A 21,549-nucleotide genomic window follows, 5' to 3' on the forward strand; every position below is an offset into this window, starting at 1 on the left:
CGTTAATTGAATTTATCAATTAACGGGCTTTTACTTATGTACTGATCAAAAGAAATGGATTTTTATTTCTAGCAGAACGATTTTCTCAAATCCAATCTCATTTTTCAGAAATCATCAGCTTTAAAAATCTGGCAAATACATTACCTCCATTATACAATGAGTTGATGTGTATGTGTTCGTTCTTTCCATGAACACTTCTTACTTCCTCTGTGTCACAATAAATGGGCAGTGTGCCGTAAGAAGGAATATTTTTAGCCCTAAACCCACCCAAGTCATTCGTGTTTGGCATCATCATGTTCATAGTGGTTGCAGTTGGATAGTTTTGCTCAATAGCAAGGGCCAGATTTTTGCGATACGAAGTCTCAGTATTACTAGGTTCAACATGAGGGCTTGATTTAATCACCTTTATTTCTATATCCTCATTCTTGAGTTTCTTTCGAATCATAGTTAAAAATTCCTGTTCATTTGTATCAGGCAGTAAGCGACAATCTAATTGAGCACCGGCCACTGAGGCGAGCTTGTTTACAGCCTTACTGTTGCTATAAATATTGGTTAGGGTTATGGTGTTCGTAAATAATGAAAAAAGTTCAGGATGTGACCTGAGATTTGGCACCACGATTGGTCTAAAAAGCTTGGGATGTTTCAGGATCATTTTTTTCCCTCCTTTATGAAATGAGGCCATATCCTTTAAGAATTGCGTGTTGATATCATTGAAAATTGCCTTAGGTTTTTTTCTTGTTAACCTATGGAGTGCCGCAACCAGCTCTTTATTTGCATAGGTTTGCGGTGTTATAGAGCCATGACCATTTGTTTTTGATTCTAATACCAGTTCTAACCACAAAGGTTTTTTTGTAATAATTGAAACGCCAAAAACAGGATAGTCGAAATCACCTTCCATTAAAGACGTTAATTCAGAGGGTCCTTCCCCCAGAACAACAGCAGCATTCAATTCTTCATAATGGTGTTGGATTACATAACTTATACCTCCTGAACATTGTGTTTCTTCACATGATACTGCCAAAAAAGTAATATTGAATTCACTATCTTCTATATCGTTCTCATCAATGAATTTTAAGATGCCATATAATTGCATCATAGCCGCTCCTTTGTTGTCAATTGAGCCACGCCCATAAATAATACCGTCTTTAATTTCACCGCTATAGGCTTCATGTTCGTTTCCGCTACTTTCAGGAACTACATCGATATGGTTCAGAAAAATGATATTGGGTTTATTTGATGTCAATGGAAATACAGACGCTGCAAAATTATACTGACCATCTTCATTCCCGAAGTCTGAAATATGAAGCTTATTATTTTCACAAACTTTTTTAAGAAATTCTCCAGCTTCTTTTTCTGCCCCACTAATAGACGGAATTTGAATATATTGCTGAAGAACGGTCTCAATATTCACTAGCTGGCCCAGGTCAGATTTTATCTGCATCTGCTGTGCATAAAACCAAAACTGGCACATGATCATTATGAGAGAAAGTATAGCTTTCATAAACTGCAAGATAAAACTCTTCTTTTGATTTGTATTGTTTAAAAAAAGGATATTTAAAAGAAATATTTTCAGATATTTGCAGCCATCAAGCGCTTAGGCGCTTACATATTCGCAATAATTAAATATTACATTATAATGAAACCTAGTATCCCTAAAGGAACGAGAGATTTTTCTTCTACTGAATTGGCTAAAAGAAATTTTATTTTCGATACAGTTAAAAGAAGTTTTCAATTATATGGTTTTGAGCCCATAGAGACACCATCTTTCGAGAATTCAAGTACCTTGATGGGGAAGTATGGAGAAGAGGGGGATAGATTGATTTTCAAAATATTGAATTCAGGAGATTTTCTGAGAAAGGTTGATGAAAATCTATATGCAGAAAAGGATTCAAAGAAAATTACTTCCAAGATTTCAGAAAAGGCATTACGCTATGATCTGACGGTACCCTTTGCACGTTATGTTGTTCAGCATCAAAATGAAATCGTCTTTCCGTTTAAAAGATATCAAATTCAACCCGTATGGAGAGCCGACAGACCTCAAAAAGGTCGATTCAGAGAGTTTTTCCAGTGTGATGCAGATGTGGTAGGAAGTGATAGCTTATGGCAGGAAGTTGAATTTGTGCAATTATACGATGCTGTGTTTTCTGATTTGGGTTTAAAGGATACGGTGATTAAAATTAATAACAGGAAAATTCTATCAGGAATCGCAGAGATAATAGGAGCCAAAGACAGATTGATTGATTTTACAGTAGCCCTGGATAAACTTGATAAAATTGGTATTGACGGTGTTCTTAAGGAAATGAGAAATAAGGAAATATCTGAGGAAGCCTTAGATAAATTGATGCCTTTATTTGAGCTGACTGGAAGTAATCAAGAAAAAATGAGTGCGCTAAGTGATTTACTGTCAGAATCTGAAGAAGGTTTGAAAGGGGTTGCTGAATTGAGTTTTGTGATGGAACAAATCGAAAATCTAGGATTAACTTCATCAAGCTTAAAACTTGATCTTACCCTGGCGAGAGGATTGAATTATTATACTGGTGCTATTTTTGAAGTAGAAGCAAATGGGGTCCAAATGGGTTCTATAGGTGGGGGAGGCCGTTATGATGATCTTACCGGTATTTTTGGATTGAAAAACATGAGTGGAGTTGGGATTTCTTTCGGACTTGACAGAATCTTTTTAGTCATGGAAGAATTAAATCTTTTTAATAACGCTCCAAACCCAAGACCAGATGTTCTTTTTATCAATTTTGGAGAACAAGAAGCGGCATATGCGATGAAATCGATGAAGTGGCTGCGAAATGAGGGAATAAGGTCAGAAATGTACCCTTCTGCGGCAAAGCTTAAAAAGCAGATGAACTACGCCAATAGTAAGGAGGTTCCTTTTGTAGTCTTGGTGGGGGAAGAAGAAATCAAGCAAAAAACATTTAAGCTGAAGAACATGGCCTCAGGTGAACAAGTTACTTGTAATCAAGAAGAATTAATACGACTAATCGGATCTTAAAAGAGAATTATTCACGGCAATATTGTATTTTTGCAGATTAAACGAAATAGAGCATGTTTGAAGGAAAAAACGGTAAGTTAAACGATATGATTGACGAAATAGGTGATAACCATGTTTCAGGTTCAGCAAAGAATCCAGTTAGAGAGGATGCCTTTGATCTAAGTGAAAAGGAAAAAATTGAATTGATTGAAAAGGATTTCACACATATCCTTCATACCCTTGGTATGGATCTTACTGATGACAGTTTAAGTGGCACACCACTTAGAGTTGCCAAGATGTTTGTGAAGGAAATTTTTGGCGGCTTAAATCCTGAAAGAAAACCAAAATTATCAACTTTTGATAATAATTATAAATATGGAGAGATGTTGGTTGAGAAAAACATCACTTTGTATTCTACCTGTGAGCATCACTTGTTGCCAATTGTGGGTAAAGCCCATGTTGCCTATATTTCAAAAGGTAAGGTAATTGGTCTTTCAAAAATGAACAGAATCGTTGAGTATTATGCGAAGCGTCCTCAGGTTCAGGAAAGACTTAATATGCAAATTGTGCAGGCACTTCAAGCGGCTTTAGGCACTGACGATGTTGCATGTATTATTGATGCCAAACACCTATGCGTAAATTCAAGAGGTGTTAGTGATATAGCAAGTAGTACTGTAACTTCTGAATTTGGAGGAAAATTCAAAGAAGATTCTGTGAAAAGAGAATTACTGGATTATATTAAACTTGATACCAAGTTTGAGTAAATAAAGCTTATAATTTTTGTAAAAACGCCAGGGTATCAACGTCATCAGCGTAATCCCAAAGTTGTGGATTTTGCGTTTCTCCAAAGCCTATCATGTTGTGATGTTCGGATTTCCCTACAAGGCACTGTATAGATTCTTTGTCATCAATTAACTTTTGTTCTAAACGTTTTTCGTTTTTATAATACTCAAAGAATAAAGTGGCGATAGGAGAGGCATAACTTTCATCCTCTTTTAGCATAAGGAAGCCATTTTCTAATAATTTATACTGACTCATCAAATAGACCGCTTTATTGTAGTCGTAATTATTGATGTATTTATCATAATTAAGAACCACCTTATAATCATAAATAGCCGTAAAAAGCTTATCAAAATCATATCCTTCAGGAACAAATATTTTTGAAACACTCCTGCACCCCAATCCAAAATACCTAAAGATATCTTCTCCTAGATTTTTAAGATCTTCATGAGATTCATTACCAGTTAAAACAGCAGCAGAATTTCTATTGCGCCTGATGATATGTGGATATTTTCCAAAATAATAATCGAAATATCTGGCTGTATTATTGCTGCCGGTTGCAATCACAGCATCAAAATCACCCAACTTATCGTCGGTAAAAACTATTTTTCCTTTAAAACCTTCCTCAACGTATTCAAGGTATTTGGCAATTAATGGTAGAAAATAAGAATCAGAGCTTGATTGCTTTACAATGATGTCATGCCCAGAGATCAATACAACAAGAAAGTCATGAAAACCTACTAAAGGTATGTTACCTGCCATGATAACTCCTATTTTTTTTGTCTTAATATTTTCTAATTTATAACTTGAGACCCATTTATCTAAATCATTCTTATTCAGAATGTTAGACCATTTTGAAAAAGCAGTTAGCACATTGTCTTTGGTAAACCAACCATTAAATTCAGAAGCCCTGTTTAACTGCATGTTAAAAGGTTCAAAAAACATTTCATTTAATTCAATGGCATCATTTCTGACAATTCCATCGACTTGAAATTGTGATAAAAATGTACCAAGTTTCGTAAATGCCTCTATTCTTTTTTCGAGCTTCATTCTATATAGGATAGTAAATGGGTAAACATTATATTTGTGGCGCAAATTTAGTTAAAAAAATAATGGCAATAATCATAACAGACGAATGTATAAATTGTGGGGCATGTGAACCTGAATGTCCTAATAATGCGATTTATGAAGCAGCTGAAGAATGGAAATATTCAGACGGTACAGAATTGAGCGGCGAGGTAGTTTTACCAAATGGTAAGGAGGTAAATGCCGATATAGACCAGGAGCCTGTCAGCGATGAAGTTTATTATATCATACCTGATAAATGTACCGAATGTAAAGGCTTTCATGATGAACCTCAATGTGCGGCTGTATGCCCTGTAGACTGCTGTGTTCCGGATGATGAGCATGTAGAGTCTGAAGATGTTTTACTATCTAAAATGAGATTTCTTCACAAGGAGGACTAGCTGTTTTCTAAGTAAATACTATTTCTATGAGAAAAATTACTTTTCTGCTTCTTTTCCTTTCTTTACAAGGGTTCTCGCAATTCAACAAAATGGATTCCTTAGGGAGTTTTTATGTAATTGATTATAAACTGGTATGGCAGAAATGGTATGATATTGAGGATAAGGCTGAATTCAACCGTATGTTAAAGAGCAACGAGTTTACTTCTGATCTTGATATTTTAAAGTTTACTACTTCGACTAAAACAAAGCTTTTTAGGTTGAGTGGCAATAATCTGCCTGAATATGCCCAACACGATTATGAGGCTTTTCTTTCAGTAGATTATATTAAAGGGCGCTACCGTGTCAGTGTCAAGCAAATTGTTTTTCCGGATTTTGTAGAAAAAACATATTACAATGGCATGAGAATGGATAATCCTCGTGGCACATTGGAACAATACAACATGCGTAAAGATGGACGAATCAAGCAAACCACCGGCACTATGAATGTACTATACACTTTTGATTCAGTGTTCTCACAAATTTTTGACCCGATGGGAGGGGAGTCTTATGAGTAAGACATTTTGCTCACCCTATGTTTTCTCATCACCTCGGAAGTGAGCACCTCACCTCCGAGCGGCTCGCGCTTTTTCCTCCATTGGCCTTAAACTATAATAGATAAAATCGTTAACGGGTGTTTCTATGCCTAATTTATCACCTTGATGTACAATATATCCGTTAAAATTTTCCAATTCACTGGGTTTACTTTCCATCATATCGCGCTGTAAAGACATCGTGGTATTATAGTCAATGGCGTCAATTATTTTAAAACAGTTTTTGATGTCATCCTTTCCGATATGAATTCCTAGTGCTTTACCCACATTAACAACTTCTTCTGCTGTTTCCAGTAGTTTTTCTCTGATAAAAACATCCTCTCGCATCACGCCTAATACACTTCTGGTTAAGGCACCCATAGCACTGATCGAGGAGATAAATAAAAATTTCAGCCAAATATCCCGTTGGATATCCGAAGAGATATTGTTTTTGAAGCCTGACTTTGTAAAGATCTCATGTATCCGGATAACTCTTTCACTTCTTGAATTATCCATTTCGGCAAAAAGTATCTCAGGCTCATATCCAAAGTGATCAATTATCCCTGGGCTTTCAATTTTTGCCACAATCCTGCAAAGACCTGCTAATACTTGATCAGCGCTGAGGATATCGGCCAATCGATTTGCATTATCAGCTCCGTTTTGAAGGGGTAAAACCATGGCGTCTGGTTTTAGCAAGGTTTTTATTTTATGAGCAATACCTTCAATCTGCCAGGATTTTACACTGAGAATGACAAGGTCTGCTTTTTTGATGATGTCATAATTATCTGTTGCATTCGGATAAACATGAAAATCACCTAAAATACTTTTCACCTGTAAACCTTTGTCTTGTATGGCCTCTAAGGTTTTTGAACGGACAAGAAATGACGTATCATAACCAGCCTTAGTCAATTTTCCTCCAAAATAACCGCCTACACCGCCGGCTCCAATAATTACAATATTCATACAAAAGTTTTAAGTCTTAAAAATAATTCAATTTTGGCATATATAAAAGCAGCGTTATGACCTAAATCAATAATTCGATTGATCCTGATCATTGATTTTCATTTTATACTATTGTAAATTATTTGCCAAGTATTACATTTGATATTAGCGTTTTATGGAAACCAACTTAACATATTTTGATAAGTACGAGCTTGAACAAATAGAATTGTATCATTATTTATATGATTTAAATACTGAAAAGATGAATGTTGGAGAAGAAATCAAGCTAAAAGAAATGAATAAATCTTGATACGTTCAATGTAATTTAATATTCCATTTACCCACAATTAACAAATGATAAATAAATTTGAATCTCTTTCAAATATTTTGAATTTGTATGAGTTTTGTTTCGATTGGCCGGCATGATATTGTTGGCCTTTTTTTTATACTTCTTTTTGAATCAGGAGATTATCCATTATACTGAACATTTATTTGTATTTTTAGATTTAAACTTTTCCTTATGAACCAATTAAATAGAAGAAACTGGCTTAGAACAGCTGGTCTTAGCACTGGAATGCTGATGCTTGGAAATACAAGTGCTTTTGCCTTGAATCAATCAGAAGAGCTGTTTTTCAATGATGAACTTATAATGCTCAATGCCAATGAGAACGCTTTTAGTCCGTCGTTTAGAATTCAAAATGCAATTAGTGAAAATTTTGATTTGGTCTGCAGATATCCTTTTCGGATACAGGATGAATTGATTGATGCTATAGCCGCCAAAGAAGGAGTTCCAAGAAGTTACGTTGTAATTACCGGAGGGTCTACAGAAGGACTAAAGGCAGCAGGTCTTATATACGGAAGGGATGGTGGAGAAATAATAGCGGCAGATCCAACATACCAATCACTTCTTTCATATGCCGAAAATCATGGCGCTAAAATTCATCGTGTTCCATTAAATGATGCAATGGAACATGACCTTGATGCGATGGCCAATAGAATAAATGAAAAAACGCGATTAATTTTTATATGTAATCCTAATAATCCAAGTGGGACTATCATAGATGCCAATGACATGATTGATTTTTGTAAATCTTATGATCACAAAGCTGTCATATTCAGTGATGAAGCATATTACGATTATATTACTGAACCCGATTACCCTTCTATGATAGCGCTTGTTAAGGAGGGACGTAATATTATCGTTTCTAAAACTTTTTCTAAAGTCTATGGTCTGGCGGGGCTCCGTGTAGGATATTTAATCGCAAAGCCGGTAATTGCGATGCAATTAAAGAAATCTGTAATGGCAAATACAAACGTGCTAGCCATTAAAGCTGCTCAGGAAGCGCTTAAGGATGATGATTTTTACAAATACAGCATTGCAAAAAATATGGAAGCCAAATTGTTCTTGTATAAAACCTTAGATGAACTTGGTCTTAGGTATGTTCCTTCACATGCTAATTTTGTGTTTTTTGAGTCTGGCAGGCCTATTTCACAATTACAGGCCCAAATGAAAGCGGAACAAATTTTAATTGGCAGACCATTTCCGCCTTTAGACAAGTGGGCGAGAATAAGTACTGGAAAAATGGAACATATGAAACAGTTTACTGTGGCCTTAAAAAAGGTGCTGTCATAGAATAGTTACAAATTATTCTTTAGAAAGATAATTATTAAAATTACCTGTGTAGAATCTGGGGTGGAATTCAAGTCCTAAACTATCTTTTTGAATTGAATCTTCCCATAGTAATTCCAAGCCAAGTTGTTGATTTATTTTAAAGGAATCATAGCGCATGGTATAAGAGCAAAATTCATAATCTGTATTAGCAATATTTTTGAAAAAATTCAGATACTGATGTGCTAAATAAAAAACATTATCATTGCAATCTGCAGTAAAATCATAATTAAAAAAAACTGGTTTTTCCTGGGTTTTGTAATTAACAAGATCTGAAACCGTAATTTCTGTATCCCTTATTTCCCGAGATTTTAATTTTAGATAAACGTCATAGCTTAGTGGTAAAACAATGCTATGCCCAGAATAGTTTTGAAAATCATCCATAATGATCAGATTCAGTTCTGGTATCAGCTCAATAGCCCTTGACAAAACATTTCTGGAAATAAGATCCTGGTTGTTTTTTTGAAGCAAAAGGTCTTTTTTTAATACTTCCAGGTCGGATTCTAATTCGATGGTTCGAATTCTTTTCGAAAACTCTTTCATTCTATCTTTTAGCCAAAATGCATTCGGTAAGTCATTGTTCAATTTGTTGAGTGCGTATTTTCGTATCCTAAAATCATAATAAGTAGGGATGGGGACGTTTGCATTTAAATTTCGAATGAGTTGATATGGCAGTAAGGTTTCTTCTACGATCTCCTTCTCTTTGTCTGGTTTAATGAGTGTTATATCTTTTTCCCAACGCTGTATAGTGCGTACATCTACATTTATCAAAGAAGACAAATCCATTTGAGATAAATCATGCTCTTGTCGATAATCAATAAAAAGTTCACCTATTGAAAAGTATTGTTTCATAAACGCTTTCTTAAGACTTAAAAATAATCATTTTTATCATATCCTCAACGTTCTGACGATAACGTAAGAAATCCTGTTAAAACTCAATCTAAATCATAGCAATATGTTAATGTATTTGGTTATTATGATCGTAAGTAAAAAACTTAATTGATTATGGATTAAAAGGTTAGACAGCAGTTTTAAAAGTTGAACAGAATTATTACACTTTTCAAGTTCGGAAAAAAAACGCTTGCTAAATGAGTTAAAAAAACATAGAATTATTAACAAAAACAAGAGGAAATTGAACCTGATTCCACTCCTTTTAATCCATAATTTTACTTGTATTCTATGCTCAAAGACCTTAGAATTTAAGGGGTTAGAATTTATTGAAACACATAAGTTGTTGATTAAGAGTCTGTTTAATGAATTGGTCTTTTTTGTTCATAATTCTTAAACATTTTTAATGTGTATTTAGTACATAATAGAAAAAAATTCGTAATTTCGAGTTGCGTTTCAAAATACTCGGGGGAAAAGTTTTGAAACTAACCTAACCTGATAGATTTTTCTATCAGGTTTTTTTGTGTACATAATCCAAATTTTACTTGAACAACTAACGCTGAAAGGAGAATTTCGAATTCCGACCGGGTGGGAGGTGAAGGGTTCACCTCCGAAGGGTTCGCAAAAAAAAAGGTTGCACATCCATTCTGATGTACAACCTTATATTATGAAGTGTTTTATGCTGGATTAGAACAGTTTCTTATAGTACTGATCTGCCATTCTATGACTTGTGAATTCTGGAATTACGTCATCAATACCATTAAATACAATTTCCTGCCATTTTTCAGGCTTATCGTAATAGGTTGGGATCACTTCGTTTTCAAGAATATCGTATAAATTATCAGCGTCCATTTTGTCTTGATCCCAATGTGGTAATTTGTAATCTACTTCAGGAAGTATAAAACTGTTTTTACCATTTTTTTGAAATTCAGGAATCCATCCGTCGTTGATTGATACATTTACTGATCCGTTCATTGCAGCAGTCATTCCGCTGGTACCTGAAGCTTCACGTGTAATTCTAGGTGTGTTTAACCAGATATCAGACCCGTTTTTTAGTTTTCTTGAAAGGTCCATTTCATACCCTACAAGAACTGTCAAGTTTGGCTTTTGCTTTGAATAATTTACCAAGTGGTTAAATATATCAATGGCATAATAATCATAAGGATAAGGCTTTCCTGCCCAGATAATCTGTACGGGGTATTTTTCGTTTGAAATTAACCTTTCAAATCTTTGAAGGTCATGAAGTAGGAGGTCGGCTCTCTTATAACCTGCAAAACGACGTGCCCAAACAAAGGTAAGTACTTTAGGGTCCATCTTTTTATTGGTTTGAAGTGCTACCTCATTAAAAAGATCTTGTTTTAATTCCAGTTTTCTTTTTTGATATGCTTTTACCTGCTTTCTCTCCCAAGTCCTTTTGATGACTTTATCTTGCCAAAAACTCTGATTCTGGGCATTAGTGATAGGAATAATATTACAAGTTCCAGGGTAGTCTTTCCACATGTCTTTAGCCACTTTTGCATGGAGTTTAGACACGGCATTGGCTTTTTTCGCCATTCTTAAAGCAGCAACAGTATAATTAATCATACCGCCATTTACCATTTCTTTTTGCAACTCATCTTCTGACAAGTTTCTTCCGAAGAATCCACATCTGTTTAAATGACGTGCTTCTCTTTCTTCATTCCCGGCCTTTTCAGGTGTATGTGTTGTAAATACCAACTGATTCTTTTTAACACCCTGATCTCTTAAATAGTAAAAAGCAGGAAGTCCGTGACCTTCATTCAAGTGATAAACATCTGAACCGCCTAAAGCTTCCACAACTTTGGCTCCACCCACACCTAAAATGATACTTTGAGAAACGCGAGTTACTTCGTTTGCATCATATAAATGATTTGTGATTGTTCTGGATAAATGGTCATTACCGTCTACATCAGTGCTCAAAAAGTACATTGGGACTGTTCCAAATATTTCTGGCTTAAGTACATAAGCTCTTACTTTAACATGTGGATTATCATGTAACTTAACCTCTACTTCAATTCCAGTATCCTCTAAGAAGTCAAATACTTTCTCATTAAAATCTGCCTTAAGTGTTTGGTCATCATTTCTATTTTGATCGTAGTAGCCATATTTCCATAACATCCCGACGCCGATCATATTTTGCTTTAGCTCAAATCCTGAACGCATATGAGAACCAGCTAAAAAGCCAAGTCCACCTGAATAGATATTGAATGCTTGGTCTATACCAAATTCCATACTGAAATAGGCTACCCTTTTCTTATATGCAGCAGCAGGTTTATAAGGATGGTACCAAGTGCTGTATTTATTTTCTGTGATTGTTTCCATGTTTAAAAAAAATTAAGTTGCAAATATAATGAATAATGTAGTATCGATATATATATTCTTAGAGAGAATATTTAGTTAAATTTTTAATAATAAATTAATTTAGAGCATGCTAGAACTCCTTTAAATGCTGAAGAGTTCAAAAGAAGGAATTGGTTTATGTTATTAAGAAAAGATGTGAAAATAAGATAAGCATTCAAAGCAAACCAAATTATCAATACAACAGCGGCCTAGATTTTAATATTTTTTAATCTTAATGCATTGGCAATAACAGATACTGAACTGAAGCTCATGGCCAAAGCTGCAATCATTGGCGATAAAAGAATACCAAAAATAGGGTAGAGTACTCCAGCTGCTACAGGAACACCTATCGTGTTATAGACCAATGCAAAAAATAAATTTTGCTTGATATTTTTCATCACTTGATGGCCTAAATTCTTTGCTTTTACAATCCCTTGAAGGTCTCCTTTTACTAAAGTAATAGTAGCGCTTTCAATAGCCACATCAGTTCCGGTACCCATGGCAATTCCGACATCACTTATTGCCAGTGCAGGTGCATCATTGATGCCATCTCCAGCCATAGCCACTACATGACCTTGACTTTGTAATTTTTCAATTTCTTTCAATTTATCTTCTGGTAAACAAGAAGCTCTATATGATGTTAATTGTAAGGATTCAGCAACGTATTTAGCCGTATTCTCATTGTCACCTGTGAGCATAATAACTGCTATTCCTTGATCTTGCAGTTCTTTGATTGCTTTTGCACTGGTATCTTTAATAGGATCACTTATTACAGCAAACCCTCTTACAGAGCCGCTAATACTTATAAATGAAACGGTTTTCCCTTGCTTTTGAAAATGTGCAGCCTTATCATGTTGTTTCTCAGATAAACCAGCTCCTACAGATGCCATCATTTTATCATTTCCGAGTATTATTTCCTTTCCATTAATAAGGGCCTGAACTCCCATGCCAGTAATTGACTTGAATTGATCAGCCTCTAACAGTTTTATATCCTTTTTCTTTGCGTAGTTTACAATGGCTTCTGCTAACGGATGCTCACTCATTTGATTTAATGATGCCATGTATAATAAAATTTCACCCTCCTCATATCCATTATCAAAAACAGCGATCTTTTCAACAGAAGACTTGCCTTTTGTAATGGTTCCGGTTTTGTCAATTATCAAAGTGTCAATTTTATCTATTTTTTCCAATGCTTCAGCATTTTTGATCAAAACGCCACTTTGTGCGCTGCGGCCAACACCTACCATCACTGACATAGGGGTTGCAAGCCCTAAGGCGCATGGACAGGCGATAATTAAAACCGCAATTGAATTTACCAGGGCATATACATAAACAGGATCAGGACCCCATATGGCCCAGACGGCAAAAGTGATCACTGAAATAGCCACCACGATAGGTACAAAATAAGCCGACACTTTATCTGCTAAATTTTGAATGGGAGCCCTGCTGCGACTTGCTTCGTTTACCATTTGTATGATCTGCGAAAGCAATGTGTCGGCTCCAATTTTTTCAGCCCTCATCAAAAATGTTTGGTTACCATTTATGGTACCGCTGTTAACAACATCGCCTATACTTTTTGAAACAGAAAGTGGTTCACCTGTAACCATAGATTCATCGATGATGCTACTCCCTTCTATGATAATACCATCAACAGGAATTTTGTCTCCGGGTTTAACCCTTAAAACATCTTGTAATTGAATTTGATCTGTTCCAATTACTTTTTCTACACCATTCTTAAATAAATAAGCCGTATTTGGCGCAAGTTTTAATAATTCTTTTACCGCGCTATTGGTTTTGCTATGTGCCCTTGCCTCAAGAACTTGGCCCAATAATACCAAGGTAAGAATAACAGTTGCTGCTTCAAAGTATACATGCACTGTTCCATTTTCAGTCTTAAACTGTTCTGGAAAGAAATCAGGGAAAAGCATTGCAAAAACGCTAAATAGCCAGGCAATTCCGGCACCTATCCCAATTAGGGTAAACATATTTAAATTCCAAGTCATTATTGACCTATAGGCTCTCTGGAAAAACATCCAAGTTGTATAAAACACAACTGGAAGCGATAGCAGCAATTGTAACCAATTCCAATATTTCTGGTCTAATAACTTAAAAAGTGGATTATCAGGAATCATCTCAGACATTGCAATCAAAAAAATTGGCAATGTAAATGCAACGGAGATCCAGAGTTTTCTCAGTAATTCCAGGTAATTTTTTTCCTCTGCGCTTGCATCTGGTTCTATTAAAATAAGATCCATACCACAAATAGGACAGGCTCCAGGTTGGTCTTCAATAATTTCTGGATGCATTGAACAAATATATGAAAGAGCCGAAGTAGGGTTTAGCTGAATTTCTTCTACCAGGTCCATCCCACATACCGGGCAATCTCCAGCAGCATCATAAATTTTTTCCCCTTCACAATGCATGGGGCAATAAAACTTTCCTGTAGTACTTCCTTTCTTGATTTCTGGTTTTTGGGAGGTCTTATTTAAAGATTCTCCAAAAGGATGAATTGTATAAGCAGCACCATCGTTTCTAAGTGCCATTTTAAATTTATCAATTGAAATCGGGCTTATAGATTCGATCTGAGCAGATTTTTTATCTAAATCTACTTTGACAAACTGTACATCTTCAACTGCAGATAATATTTTTTCAACATGGTTTTTACAACCATTACATGACATGCCTTGTATTTGATAACTTTCTTTCATCATTAATGATTTACATAATGAATCATGGATGTTTGATAATTGTTTTTAGTTACATGATCTATCGAAGATAGAAACATTAGTCTTATAACAATATATCAAGAAACTCAATGCGTTGAATCATTTCAAATTCAAAACTTTCCATGAATGACGGGATACTAAATTTTCTGCAATTTATTGAATTGTTCTTGTTTAACAGCACTGATTTTCATTAAAGCTAATTCATATAGTAATTAGCTGGTTCGTTATGATTCAATATGCGAAGTAGATGAAAAACTAATTGAGATTTTCAGATCAATTAGGTTTTATCGAAATAAATTAATGAACAATTGTGTAAAAATATAGCAGATTGGTAATGATTAAATCAACCCTCTTTGCCTGCAATAGCTGAAAAGAGAAGCTGCACTAGAACAGCTGGATTTCTTAAAAATATTTTTTCTGTGCGTTGCAACGGTATGACTACTGATAAACAGTTTTTTTCCAATTTGAGTATTGCTTATACCGCTGCAGATTTCCTTAATAAGTTCAAGTTCTCGCGGTGAAAATGTATTGATATATTTTGTGGCAACAAGGTTCTTAAAATTCAATCTATTTGCTGCATCTGCCTGCAGTGTCCAGGCTAAATTAGATTCGGGTGATATAAAATTAATATCTATAAACTTTATCAAAAGCTTGGTTAGCTGATTCTCGTGACTTTCCCAGACACTGATCTGACAGAGTGTTTTAATAAAAGACCCATTATTTTTTCGCATTTTAAAAGTGATACTCAGCGACGAAAAATCTTGAATCAATAGATTTTTTTTACAATAATCAAGATATGTTTTGCATACGTGCTTAACATGGAAGAGATGATCCTTATCACAGATCGCTTTTAAATCCTGTAATGACTTTGGCGCCTTGGAGTAGCCTAGCAATTTGCATAAACTTACTTGATTAGAAAGAGATCCATTTTTCAAGTCAATGATGACAGAAGTCTCGTCTTTAAAATGATTTACTTGAGAATGAGAGTTAATTTTGTTTAAATGAGACACCCTTCCCTCAATGTTAATTAGAGGTTCACGTTCTCTAGCGTCAAATAACTCTATTGCTGTTGAATGGGTTTTGTCTTTCATAAGTTCATCAAGAATTGATTTGAAATGAAGACTTGGGATTTCCCTAATGCTGCACTAAAAAGCATGAGGGAATGAAATTACAACAGAATTGGAAAACCCCTTGTGTCTCGCAATGCAAAGGCATTTCGATCCTTTTTCCTAATCATAAAGGGTTATATAACTTACCTTATTGATCAAAGCTTCAGTTCAAGTACCAAAAATAGTTTGAAAGCATGATTACACCTTACGGGATGCCGTAAGCCATGAAGAAAAATAATGTATTGTGTTTGAAATTAGATAAGACCCAAATCTTTAACCTTTGCTACCAAGTGTATCGCATTATTAGCCTTAAATTCTATTTTAAGTTTATTGAGTCTTTTTTCAATAGAACTAAGACTTGAGGGGCTGATATTATGGTGTTTAAGTTCTGTACTGATCTCTTCCTGAGATTTTCCTTTAGAGAGTTTTTCGAGCAAAATCAAATCAAACTCTTGCACTTCAAAATCGTGTTGAGGATGCAAAGCGTGGCTAATATGATCAGATAAATAAACCTTATCCATAAAAACCTGCTCCACTGATTTGGCCAGATCTTTTAAGCCATGACGCCCCTTGCAAACATAGGCATTGATACCTAGCTGTTGAATCATTTGTCTTACTTTTTGAGCCCGATCTTCAATAGAATACATAATAACTTTTATATGAGGATAATCCCTTTTAATTAGTTCAGCCAGCGCATCACCTGAAGTTATTTTTTGAGCGCGATGATCCTTATTAAAAGAAAGGTCAGTAATGAGTAATTGAAATGGCTGTCCATCAAGCTCTGCCTTTTTTATTTTAAGAATAGCATCATCACAATATTGCACTTGCTGAATTTCAGAGACACCGAGTTCAGACAACGTCTCTACAACGCCTTTGCTGATATCATCCATGTCTTCTGCTACTAAAACTTTACTGAACATAACTAAATGATTATAGTTGTTTTAAATCCTTTACCTTTTTCAGATTGCAAGGTAATCTTTCCTCTCAGGCTGGTAATACGGTTTTCCGCATTGAGTAAACCATTATTCTTTTTTAACTGGCATCCAACGCCATCGTCACTGTATTTTATAAGAATTTTATTTTTCACTTCATCAAAGCTAAGGATCACTATTTGCGCCTCGCTGTGTTTTTTCATATTGGTCATCAATTCTTGAATCACTCTGAATATGGCCGTTTTTTTTAAGGAATTGGTTTTTTTCCAGGATACTTTTTTTAATCCTTTTGTAATGATATTAACCTCATCACTTTTATAACTCATTAATAAATCACTGAGTAATTCTCCAAAATCCTGTTCAAGGTCCAAAGCATTATTTTCTCTTGATATGTCACGTGTCTTGTTGTAGATACTGTCTAAGTCATTAAGTAAAGCATCTCTTTCAGTAGGTTGTTTTTCTAATTTAGTCATGACCTGGTATAAATCATTGGCCACTTCATCATGTACCTTCTTTGAAATCCTTGACTCAGTGAGTACCACTTCTTGCAGTTTTTCTTTTTGGTACCTTTCTCGTGAAAGCAAGAGAATGAATGCAAAAACAAAGATTGAAATAACACCAATTGCAATATAGACACTATTCATTCGCTTAGATTTCTCGAGGGCCAGTTGTTCTTCTGCACTTCTGGTTCTTAGCATCTCATTTTCAGCCCTGTTTTGAGTAGCATCGAATCGAATCTTAGCATATTTGTTTGACAATTTATTTCTGACTTGTTGTATACTATCGCTAAGTGACATATACGCTTTTGCATAGCTGCTGTAGATCGTAGGTTGATTTTCGTATGAACGCATTAATAGATCTAAGGCCCCTAACTGATCATCAACATCATCTGATTTCAATGTCAAATCATGCATCTTATTCGCATGTTCTCTTGCCTTAGCCAGATCTGTTTCCAAATAGTACTCGGTCAAATGCTCATGACTTGTAATTTGGCCTGAATTATTGTTTGCTTCTTCTCTCAATAAAAGCGCTTTTTTCATCCCAATTAATGAAGATTCATTTTTGTTGAAGAGCCATTGGGTATAACTAAGGTTATCCAAAATTCGGGCATATTCTTTTGTGTCATTTACTATTGCTGGTTCTGCTATTATCTGTTCATAGAGTCTAATGGCTTCAATAAATTCGCCTTTAATTCGTTTAATATTTGCAATGTTATTAAGATAAATGTTTCTATGCTTTATATTATTTGTTGTTTCGATAGCCAGCTTATACCAATATAAAGATTCCTCAAATTGATTTTGCTTTTTACCATTAATAGCTATACAATTCAAAATACTCGCTTTGGAAACTTCTTCATTCGTGTTCTGTAAAAAAGTAAGGCCCTCAATAGCGATCTCATCGCTTTGAGTATAGCTTCCGGCATCAGACAGTAAAATGGCCATATTTAGCAATGTTCGACCAGCCTGGGCACTATCCTTTAAGGCTTCATGTATTTTTTTTGATTGGTTGTAAAAATAATATGCCGAATCTTTAAGAGAAGCCAAATCATTATAATATCCTAATTTCCAATAAGCTTTCCCGATTCCAACTGAATCATTGATATTTTCGACTATACTTAAAAGTTCTTTGGAATATAAAATAGCACTATCACGTTGCTTTAGTTTATTATGCAAAAGGGTCTTGCGATGCAATGCGAGGATCAACAGACTATCTGAATCTTGTTTATTTGCCAAACCATAGGCACGGTTTGCTGCACGCAATTTAGACATATGATCAAATGAAGTATCCTTGCTTTGTACATAAGCATCATTGAATTTTTCATTGAAACCAAGTACTTCTTTTTTGTTTTCTAGTTTTGGTTCATTTTGGCAAGCAACACAGAGAATGCAAAGCAATAATAAATTCAATTTCAGAAAATGATGCATAGGATATTTTTATAGCGTGGCTAATATAAAATAAATGTTTACAATGATATTGTTAATTGGCATTGAATATTTTTGTTTTTTTGCTATTCATAAAAACGTAAATTTTGATATTAGTAGTAGCCGCCATTATTAAAAAACAAAATAAGTATTTGATTGCCAAACGAGCATCACATAAGGCACACGGTGGAAGGTGGGAGTTTCCTGGAGGTAAGATTGAGGAAGGTGAAACACCTGAAATTGCTTTGGAAAGAGAGCTCTTTGAAGAATTAAATATTAAGACTAGAATAGGTCCGTATATTATGAGTGCAATCCATGATTATAAGCGTTTTAAAATAGAATTAATGGCCTATGAAGCAACTCATTTAAGTGGTGAATTCACCTTGTCTGAACATGATGAAATTGCCTGGGTTACCGCTGCTCAAATGAAGGCTTATCATATGTCAGGGGCAGACCTTCCTATTATTGATCATCTAATTAGAAATTGAAGAAATAGGTACAAGGCTCAGGATGGTGATTTATTACCTTTTTATGCTTTTAAAACCGCTAATTAGACCTATATTTGCACGAAATTTCAAGCGCCTTATAGTATTAAAATCTTTCCTGAATATAAGCTCCAATTAAACCCGTTTCCATGCAAACTAAATTGATCTGTTCTGATATTGACGGAACCTTGTTGAATAAAGACCGTGAATTATCTACAAAGACCATTGCAGTGATTAAAGACATGGCACCTATTCCATTTATTTTGATCTCTTCAAGAATGCCTCAGGCTATGGAACATTTACAGGAAGAATTGGATATTACACATCTGCCACTGATCTGTTATAACGGTGGATTAATAATTGAAGGGGAAGAAGTAGTTCACAGTACAGAAATAAATTTGGATATTACCAAGGCCTTGGTCGATTTTTGCTCAGACACTGAAATCCACAGTAGTTTGTATCATGGCAGAGAATGGTATGTACCGGGAATGGATTTTTGGGCCAATCGTGAAAGCAATAATACAAAGGTAGTGCCTGTATTACAGGCAATCGAGATGACACTTGAAAAGTGGAAGTCAGAAGGTAAAGGAGCACATAAGATCATGTGTATGGGAAAACCAACAGAACTTGATTCTTTGGTTGCTTTTATCGAAAGCAATTATAATGATCAAATTATTGGTTACAGATCGAAACCAACTTATCTCGAAATTTCTCCTAAAAGTATTTCTAAAAAAACATCCTTAGAAACTCTGTTAAGTCTTCAATACCCTGAATTAGGACTTCAAAATGTAATGGCTTTTGGTGATAATTACAATGATGTGGATATGTTGAGTGCAGTAGGAGTAGGGGTTGCAGTTGAAAATGCTATTTCTGAAGCTAAAGATGTCGCTGATCATAAAACAGCTTGCAATATTGATGATGGGGTTGCCATGTTTTTGGAAGGATCGCTTTGTTCTTAATTATTTTTTTCAATATCAGACACAATTTCCTGAGCAAGATTTATTGTAGTTGCGTATAGATTGCGAAGCCGCATCGATTGAAAGCGCCTACCAAATACCATAACCTCTAATTGTTTATCAGAGAGTAAGCTCTTTTCATCAATTTTTGCTATACTTCTAGGGTCATCTTTATAAAATTCTGTTTGCCTGGGCCATGGATTTGTTTTGTTGTAGATCCATGAATAATTTTCTTTTACATAAGGTTCATACATTAGTTTGATATCTGTATTGGCATTTTCTTCCCTGCTAATTAATTGTTCGATATGTCTGTAATAATTTAATATTTTCACCTGTAGTTCCTCATTGATATAGGTTATTGAATTTGAATTGATAAGTGCGTCAATTCCACTTTTATTGACCTCAATATTATGTTCTAGCATTAAGGAAAGGATATACATCTGAATATTATCATCAATTGGTTTTAAGGTTTTAAATTGTTCTAAAGCAGTGTTACTGAAAAGGATGGCAGTGTCTGAAATGGACAGGAGATTTTCTGCCTGTTTCAAGTCGTCTTCAAGATTCAGTTTCAAAGTTGCTAAATGTTTATTTGCTTGGTCTGCATTATTTTTGTTCTGATTCCAGTTATTGATTTGCAAGGCGATTAGGATACCAATAACTACAAGTATGATCTCTCCAATGGCATATCTCATATACTTTATAGGTCGGTTATCATCTGCCATTTTTTTACGGATTTTTCTGAAAAAGGGGATCATGAACTTTGATAGTTTAGTGATAAATATAAGGATTACGACTAATTCTTGCTTCTCGATATTCATGAATATTGAATATTTTTCTCATTTCATGCATGCAGATTGCATAACTAAAAGTTGAGATTACCATAAATTAGTAGCAATTCAATCATATATTTGTAAAGAAAAACCGTAACATGAACCAGCAAGTTATTACCAGCCCGGATAAAGAGTCAACAGTAGTTATAGATCAAGGAGAGCTTGTTAGTTACAGTAAGTTTGGAGAAGAACTGATACACCAAAAAGGAGATAGAGGATGGGGCAATGCTGATACAGAGATGTTTCCGATCATTGGCCCAACTGAAGCCAATAATTTTAAAGTAACAACTGAAAGGGGTGAGGCTATTCAAGATCAACATGGACTATTGCGTGAAATGGCATATGAAGTGGTTGATCATTCCCGAGACACTTTGGTTTGTAAAAAGGTCTATAAAAAGAACACTAAAATTGAGAATTCGAAGTATCCGGCTAAATCTTCAGAACAATGGCTTTCCTGGCCATATGACTTTGAATTTAAAAAAATATTCAGTCTTAATGATGAAAAATTAAGCATTGAATTTGAGGTCGATGGTGAAAAAGGGATGCCTTTTATGTTAGGGTATCATCCTGCTTTCAGGCTTTCAGGCCATAATACAGAAAAAATAATGGCCAATGACAAAGAGATAAAGCTTCAAGACGTTTTAGATGCAGGAGCTATTGCCTTTAAAGTATTGGATAGCTCTGAAATCAAACTAATCAAAGAGCAAGGGTATCATATCCAGCTCGAAACAGAGGGGTTTCATAATTTTATGCTCTGGACTGAAGTTAAGGGAATGCTTTGCATAGAACCTATTACCGCTTATCCCTATACTGCAGGTAAACTTCTGGATAAATCCTTGTTTAAGGCATGTGATGGAACCGCTCATTTCAAAGTTAATATAAAGCCATTTAAGTGATCCATACACTTTTGAGTAAATAAGCTTTCAGCCGATATTAT

At 34.9% G+C, this 21,549-nt stretch carries 19 protein-coding genes; 9 read left to right on the forward strand and 10 right to left on the reverse strand.

Features of this window, described 5'->3' with window-relative positions; all coding sequences use genetic code 11:
* Nucleotides 1-97 precede the first annotated feature (97 nt).
* Nucleotides 98-1,501 (reverse strand): M20/M25/M40 family metallo-hydrolase, encoded by a 1,404-nt coding sequence (locus tag QWY87_RS14460; protein ID WP_290292510.1) that lies wholly within the window; start codon nt 1,499-1,501, stop codon nt 98-100.
* Between the two features lie 129 nt (nt 1,502-1,630).
* On the opposite strand from QWY87_RS14460, the gene hisS reads away from it, so the two are divergent.
* Nucleotides 1,631-3,001, forward strand: a complete 1,371-nt coding sequence (gene hisS / locus QWY87_RS14465) for a histidine--tRNA ligase (protein WP_290293717.1) — start codon at nt 1,631-1,633, stop codon at nt 2,999-3,001.
* 53 nt (nt 3,002-3,054) lie between these two features.
* Complete coding sequence (folE, locus tag QWY87_RS14470; RefSeq protein ID WP_290292514.1) at nt 3,055-3,744, forward strand: GTP cyclohydrolase I FolE; 690 nt, start codon at nt 3,055-3,057, stop codon at nt 3,742-3,744.
* Between the two features lie 7 nt (nt 3,745-3,751).
* On the opposite strand, the gene QWY87_RS14475 is transcribed toward folE, so the two are convergent.
* Complete coding sequence (locus QWY87_RS14475; protein ID WP_290292516.1) at nt 3,752-4,810, reverse strand: acyl-CoA reductase; 1,059 nt, start codon at nt 4,808-4,810, stop codon at nt 3,752-3,754.
* A gap of 62 nt (nt 4,811-4,872) precedes the next feature.
* On the opposite strand from QWY87_RS14475, the gene QWY87_RS14480 reads away from it, so the two are divergent.
* Both QWY87_RS14480 and QWY87_RS14485 read left to right on the forward strand, forming a co-directional pair.
* The gene (locus tag QWY87_RS14480) at nt 4,873-5,226 is read left to right on the forward strand and encodes a 4Fe-4S dicluster domain-containing protein (protein WP_290293718.1); all 354 of its coding nucleotides are present in this window, start codon (nt 4,873-4,875) and stop codon (nt 5,224-5,226) included.
* 26 nt (nt 5,227-5,252) lie between these two features.
* Nucleotides 5,253-5,780 carry a hypothetical protein gene (locus tag QWY87_RS14485; protein WP_290292518.1) on the forward strand — a complete coding sequence of 176 codons (528 nt, stop codon included), beginning with the start codon at nt 5,253-5,255 and terminating at the stop codon, nt 5,778-5,780.
* A gap of 48 nt (nt 5,781-5,828) precedes the next feature.
* On the opposite strand, the gene QWY87_RS14490 is transcribed toward QWY87_RS14485, so the two are convergent.
* Nucleotides 5,829-6,758: a ketopantoate reductase family protein gene (locus QWY87_RS14490; RefSeq protein ID WP_290292520.1), complete on the reverse strand. Its 930-nt coding sequence runs from the start codon at nt 6,756-6,758 to the stop codon at nt 5,829-5,831.
* Nucleotides 6,759-6,912: 154 nt separating this feature from the next.
* Here QWY87_RS14490 and QWY87_RS14495 point away from each other — a divergent pair, with 154 nt between their 5' ends.
* A complete protein-coding gene (locus QWY87_RS14495; RefSeq protein WP_290292521.1) occupies nt 6,913-7,047 on the forward strand; it encodes a hypothetical protein in 135 nt (44 codons plus the stop codon).
* 210 nt (nt 7,048-7,257) lie between these two features.
* Nucleotides 7,258-8,370: a pyridoxal phosphate-dependent aminotransferase gene (locus QWY87_RS14500; RefSeq protein ID WP_290292523.1), complete on the forward strand. Its 1,113-nt coding sequence runs from the start codon at nt 7,258-7,260 to the stop codon at nt 8,368-8,370.
* Between the two features lie 12 nt (nt 8,371-8,382).
* On the opposite strand, the gene QWY87_RS14505 is transcribed toward QWY87_RS14500, so the two are convergent.
* The 6 genes from QWY87_RS14505 to QWY87_RS14530 all read right to left on the reverse strand — a co-directional run bounded on the left by QWY87_RS14505 (nt 8,383) and on the right by QWY87_RS14530 (nt 18,344).
* Nucleotides 8,383-9,258, reverse strand: a complete 876-nt coding sequence (locus QWY87_RS14505; protein ID WP_290292526.1) for a helix-turn-helix domain-containing protein — start codon at nt 9,256-9,258, stop codon at nt 8,383-8,385.
* A gap of 723 nt (nt 9,259-9,981) precedes the next feature.
* Nucleotides 9,982-11,634: an alpha-glucan family phosphorylase gene (gene glgP, locus QWY87_RS14510; protein ID WP_290292528.1), complete on the reverse strand. Its 1,653-nt coding sequence runs from the start codon at nt 11,632-11,634 to the stop codon at nt 9,982-9,984.
* Between the two features lie 227 nt (nt 11,635-11,861).
* Entirely contained in the window at nt 11,862-14,360 is a 2,499-nt protein-coding gene (locus QWY87_RS14515; protein ID WP_290292529.1) for a heavy metal translocating P-type ATPase, read from the reverse strand.
* Nucleotides 14,361-14,716: 356 nt separating this feature from the next.
* Complete coding sequence (locus tag QWY87_RS14520; RefSeq protein WP_290292533.1) at nt 14,717-15,469, reverse strand: response regulator transcription factor; 753 nt, start codon at nt 15,467-15,469, stop codon at nt 14,717-14,719.
* A gap of 272 nt (nt 15,470-15,741) precedes the next feature.
* A complete protein-coding gene (locus QWY87_RS14525; RefSeq protein WP_290292537.1) occupies nt 15,742-16,407 on the reverse strand; it encodes a DNA-binding response regulator in 666 nt (221 codons plus the stop codon).
* A gap of 2 nt (nt 16,408-16,409) precedes the next feature.
* Complete coding sequence (locus QWY87_RS14530; protein ID WP_290292539.1) at nt 16,410-18,344, reverse strand: ATP-binding protein; 1,935 nt, start codon at nt 18,342-18,344, stop codon at nt 16,410-16,412.
* A 104-nt stretch (nt 18,345-18,448) separates the two neighbouring features.
* Between QWY87_RS14530 and QWY87_RS14535 the strand changes: the two genes are divergently transcribed.
* Together QWY87_RS14535 and QWY87_RS14540 are read left to right on the forward strand one after the other, a co-directional pair.
* Complete coding sequence (locus tag QWY87_RS14535; protein WP_290292543.1) at nt 18,449-18,829, forward strand: (deoxy)nucleoside triphosphate pyrophosphohydrolase; 381 nt, start codon at nt 18,449-18,451, stop codon at nt 18,827-18,829.
* A gap of 146 nt (nt 18,830-18,975) precedes the next feature.
* Nucleotides 18,976-19,785 (forward strand): Cof-type HAD-IIB family hydrolase, encoded by an 810-nt coding sequence (locus QWY87_RS14540; RefSeq protein WP_290292546.1) that lies wholly within the window; start codon nt 18,976-18,978, stop codon nt 19,783-19,785.
* Here QWY87_RS14540 and QWY87_RS14545 read toward each other — a convergent pair.
* Entirely contained in the window at nt 19,782-20,600 is an 819-nt protein-coding gene (locus tag QWY87_RS14545; RefSeq protein WP_290292549.1) for a DUF6090 family protein, read from the reverse strand. The two genes, QWY87_RS14540 and QWY87_RS14545, sit on opposite strands and share 4 nt — an antisense overlap.
* Before the next feature lie 110 nt (nt 20,601-20,710).
* On the opposite strand from QWY87_RS14545, the gene QWY87_RS14550 reads away from it, so the two are divergent.
* Complete coding sequence (locus QWY87_RS14550) at nt 20,711-21,508, forward strand: aldose epimerase family protein (protein ID WP_290292552.1); 798 nt, start codon at nt 20,711-20,713, stop codon at nt 21,506-21,508.
* Nucleotides 21,509-21,549: the final 41 nt, after the last annotated feature.

It is taken from the genome of Lutimonas halocynthiae (assembly GCF_030409835.1).
Classification (GTDB): domain Bacteria; phylum Bacteroidota; class Bacteroidia; order Flavobacteriales; family Flavobacteriaceae; genus Lutimonas; species Lutimonas halocynthiae.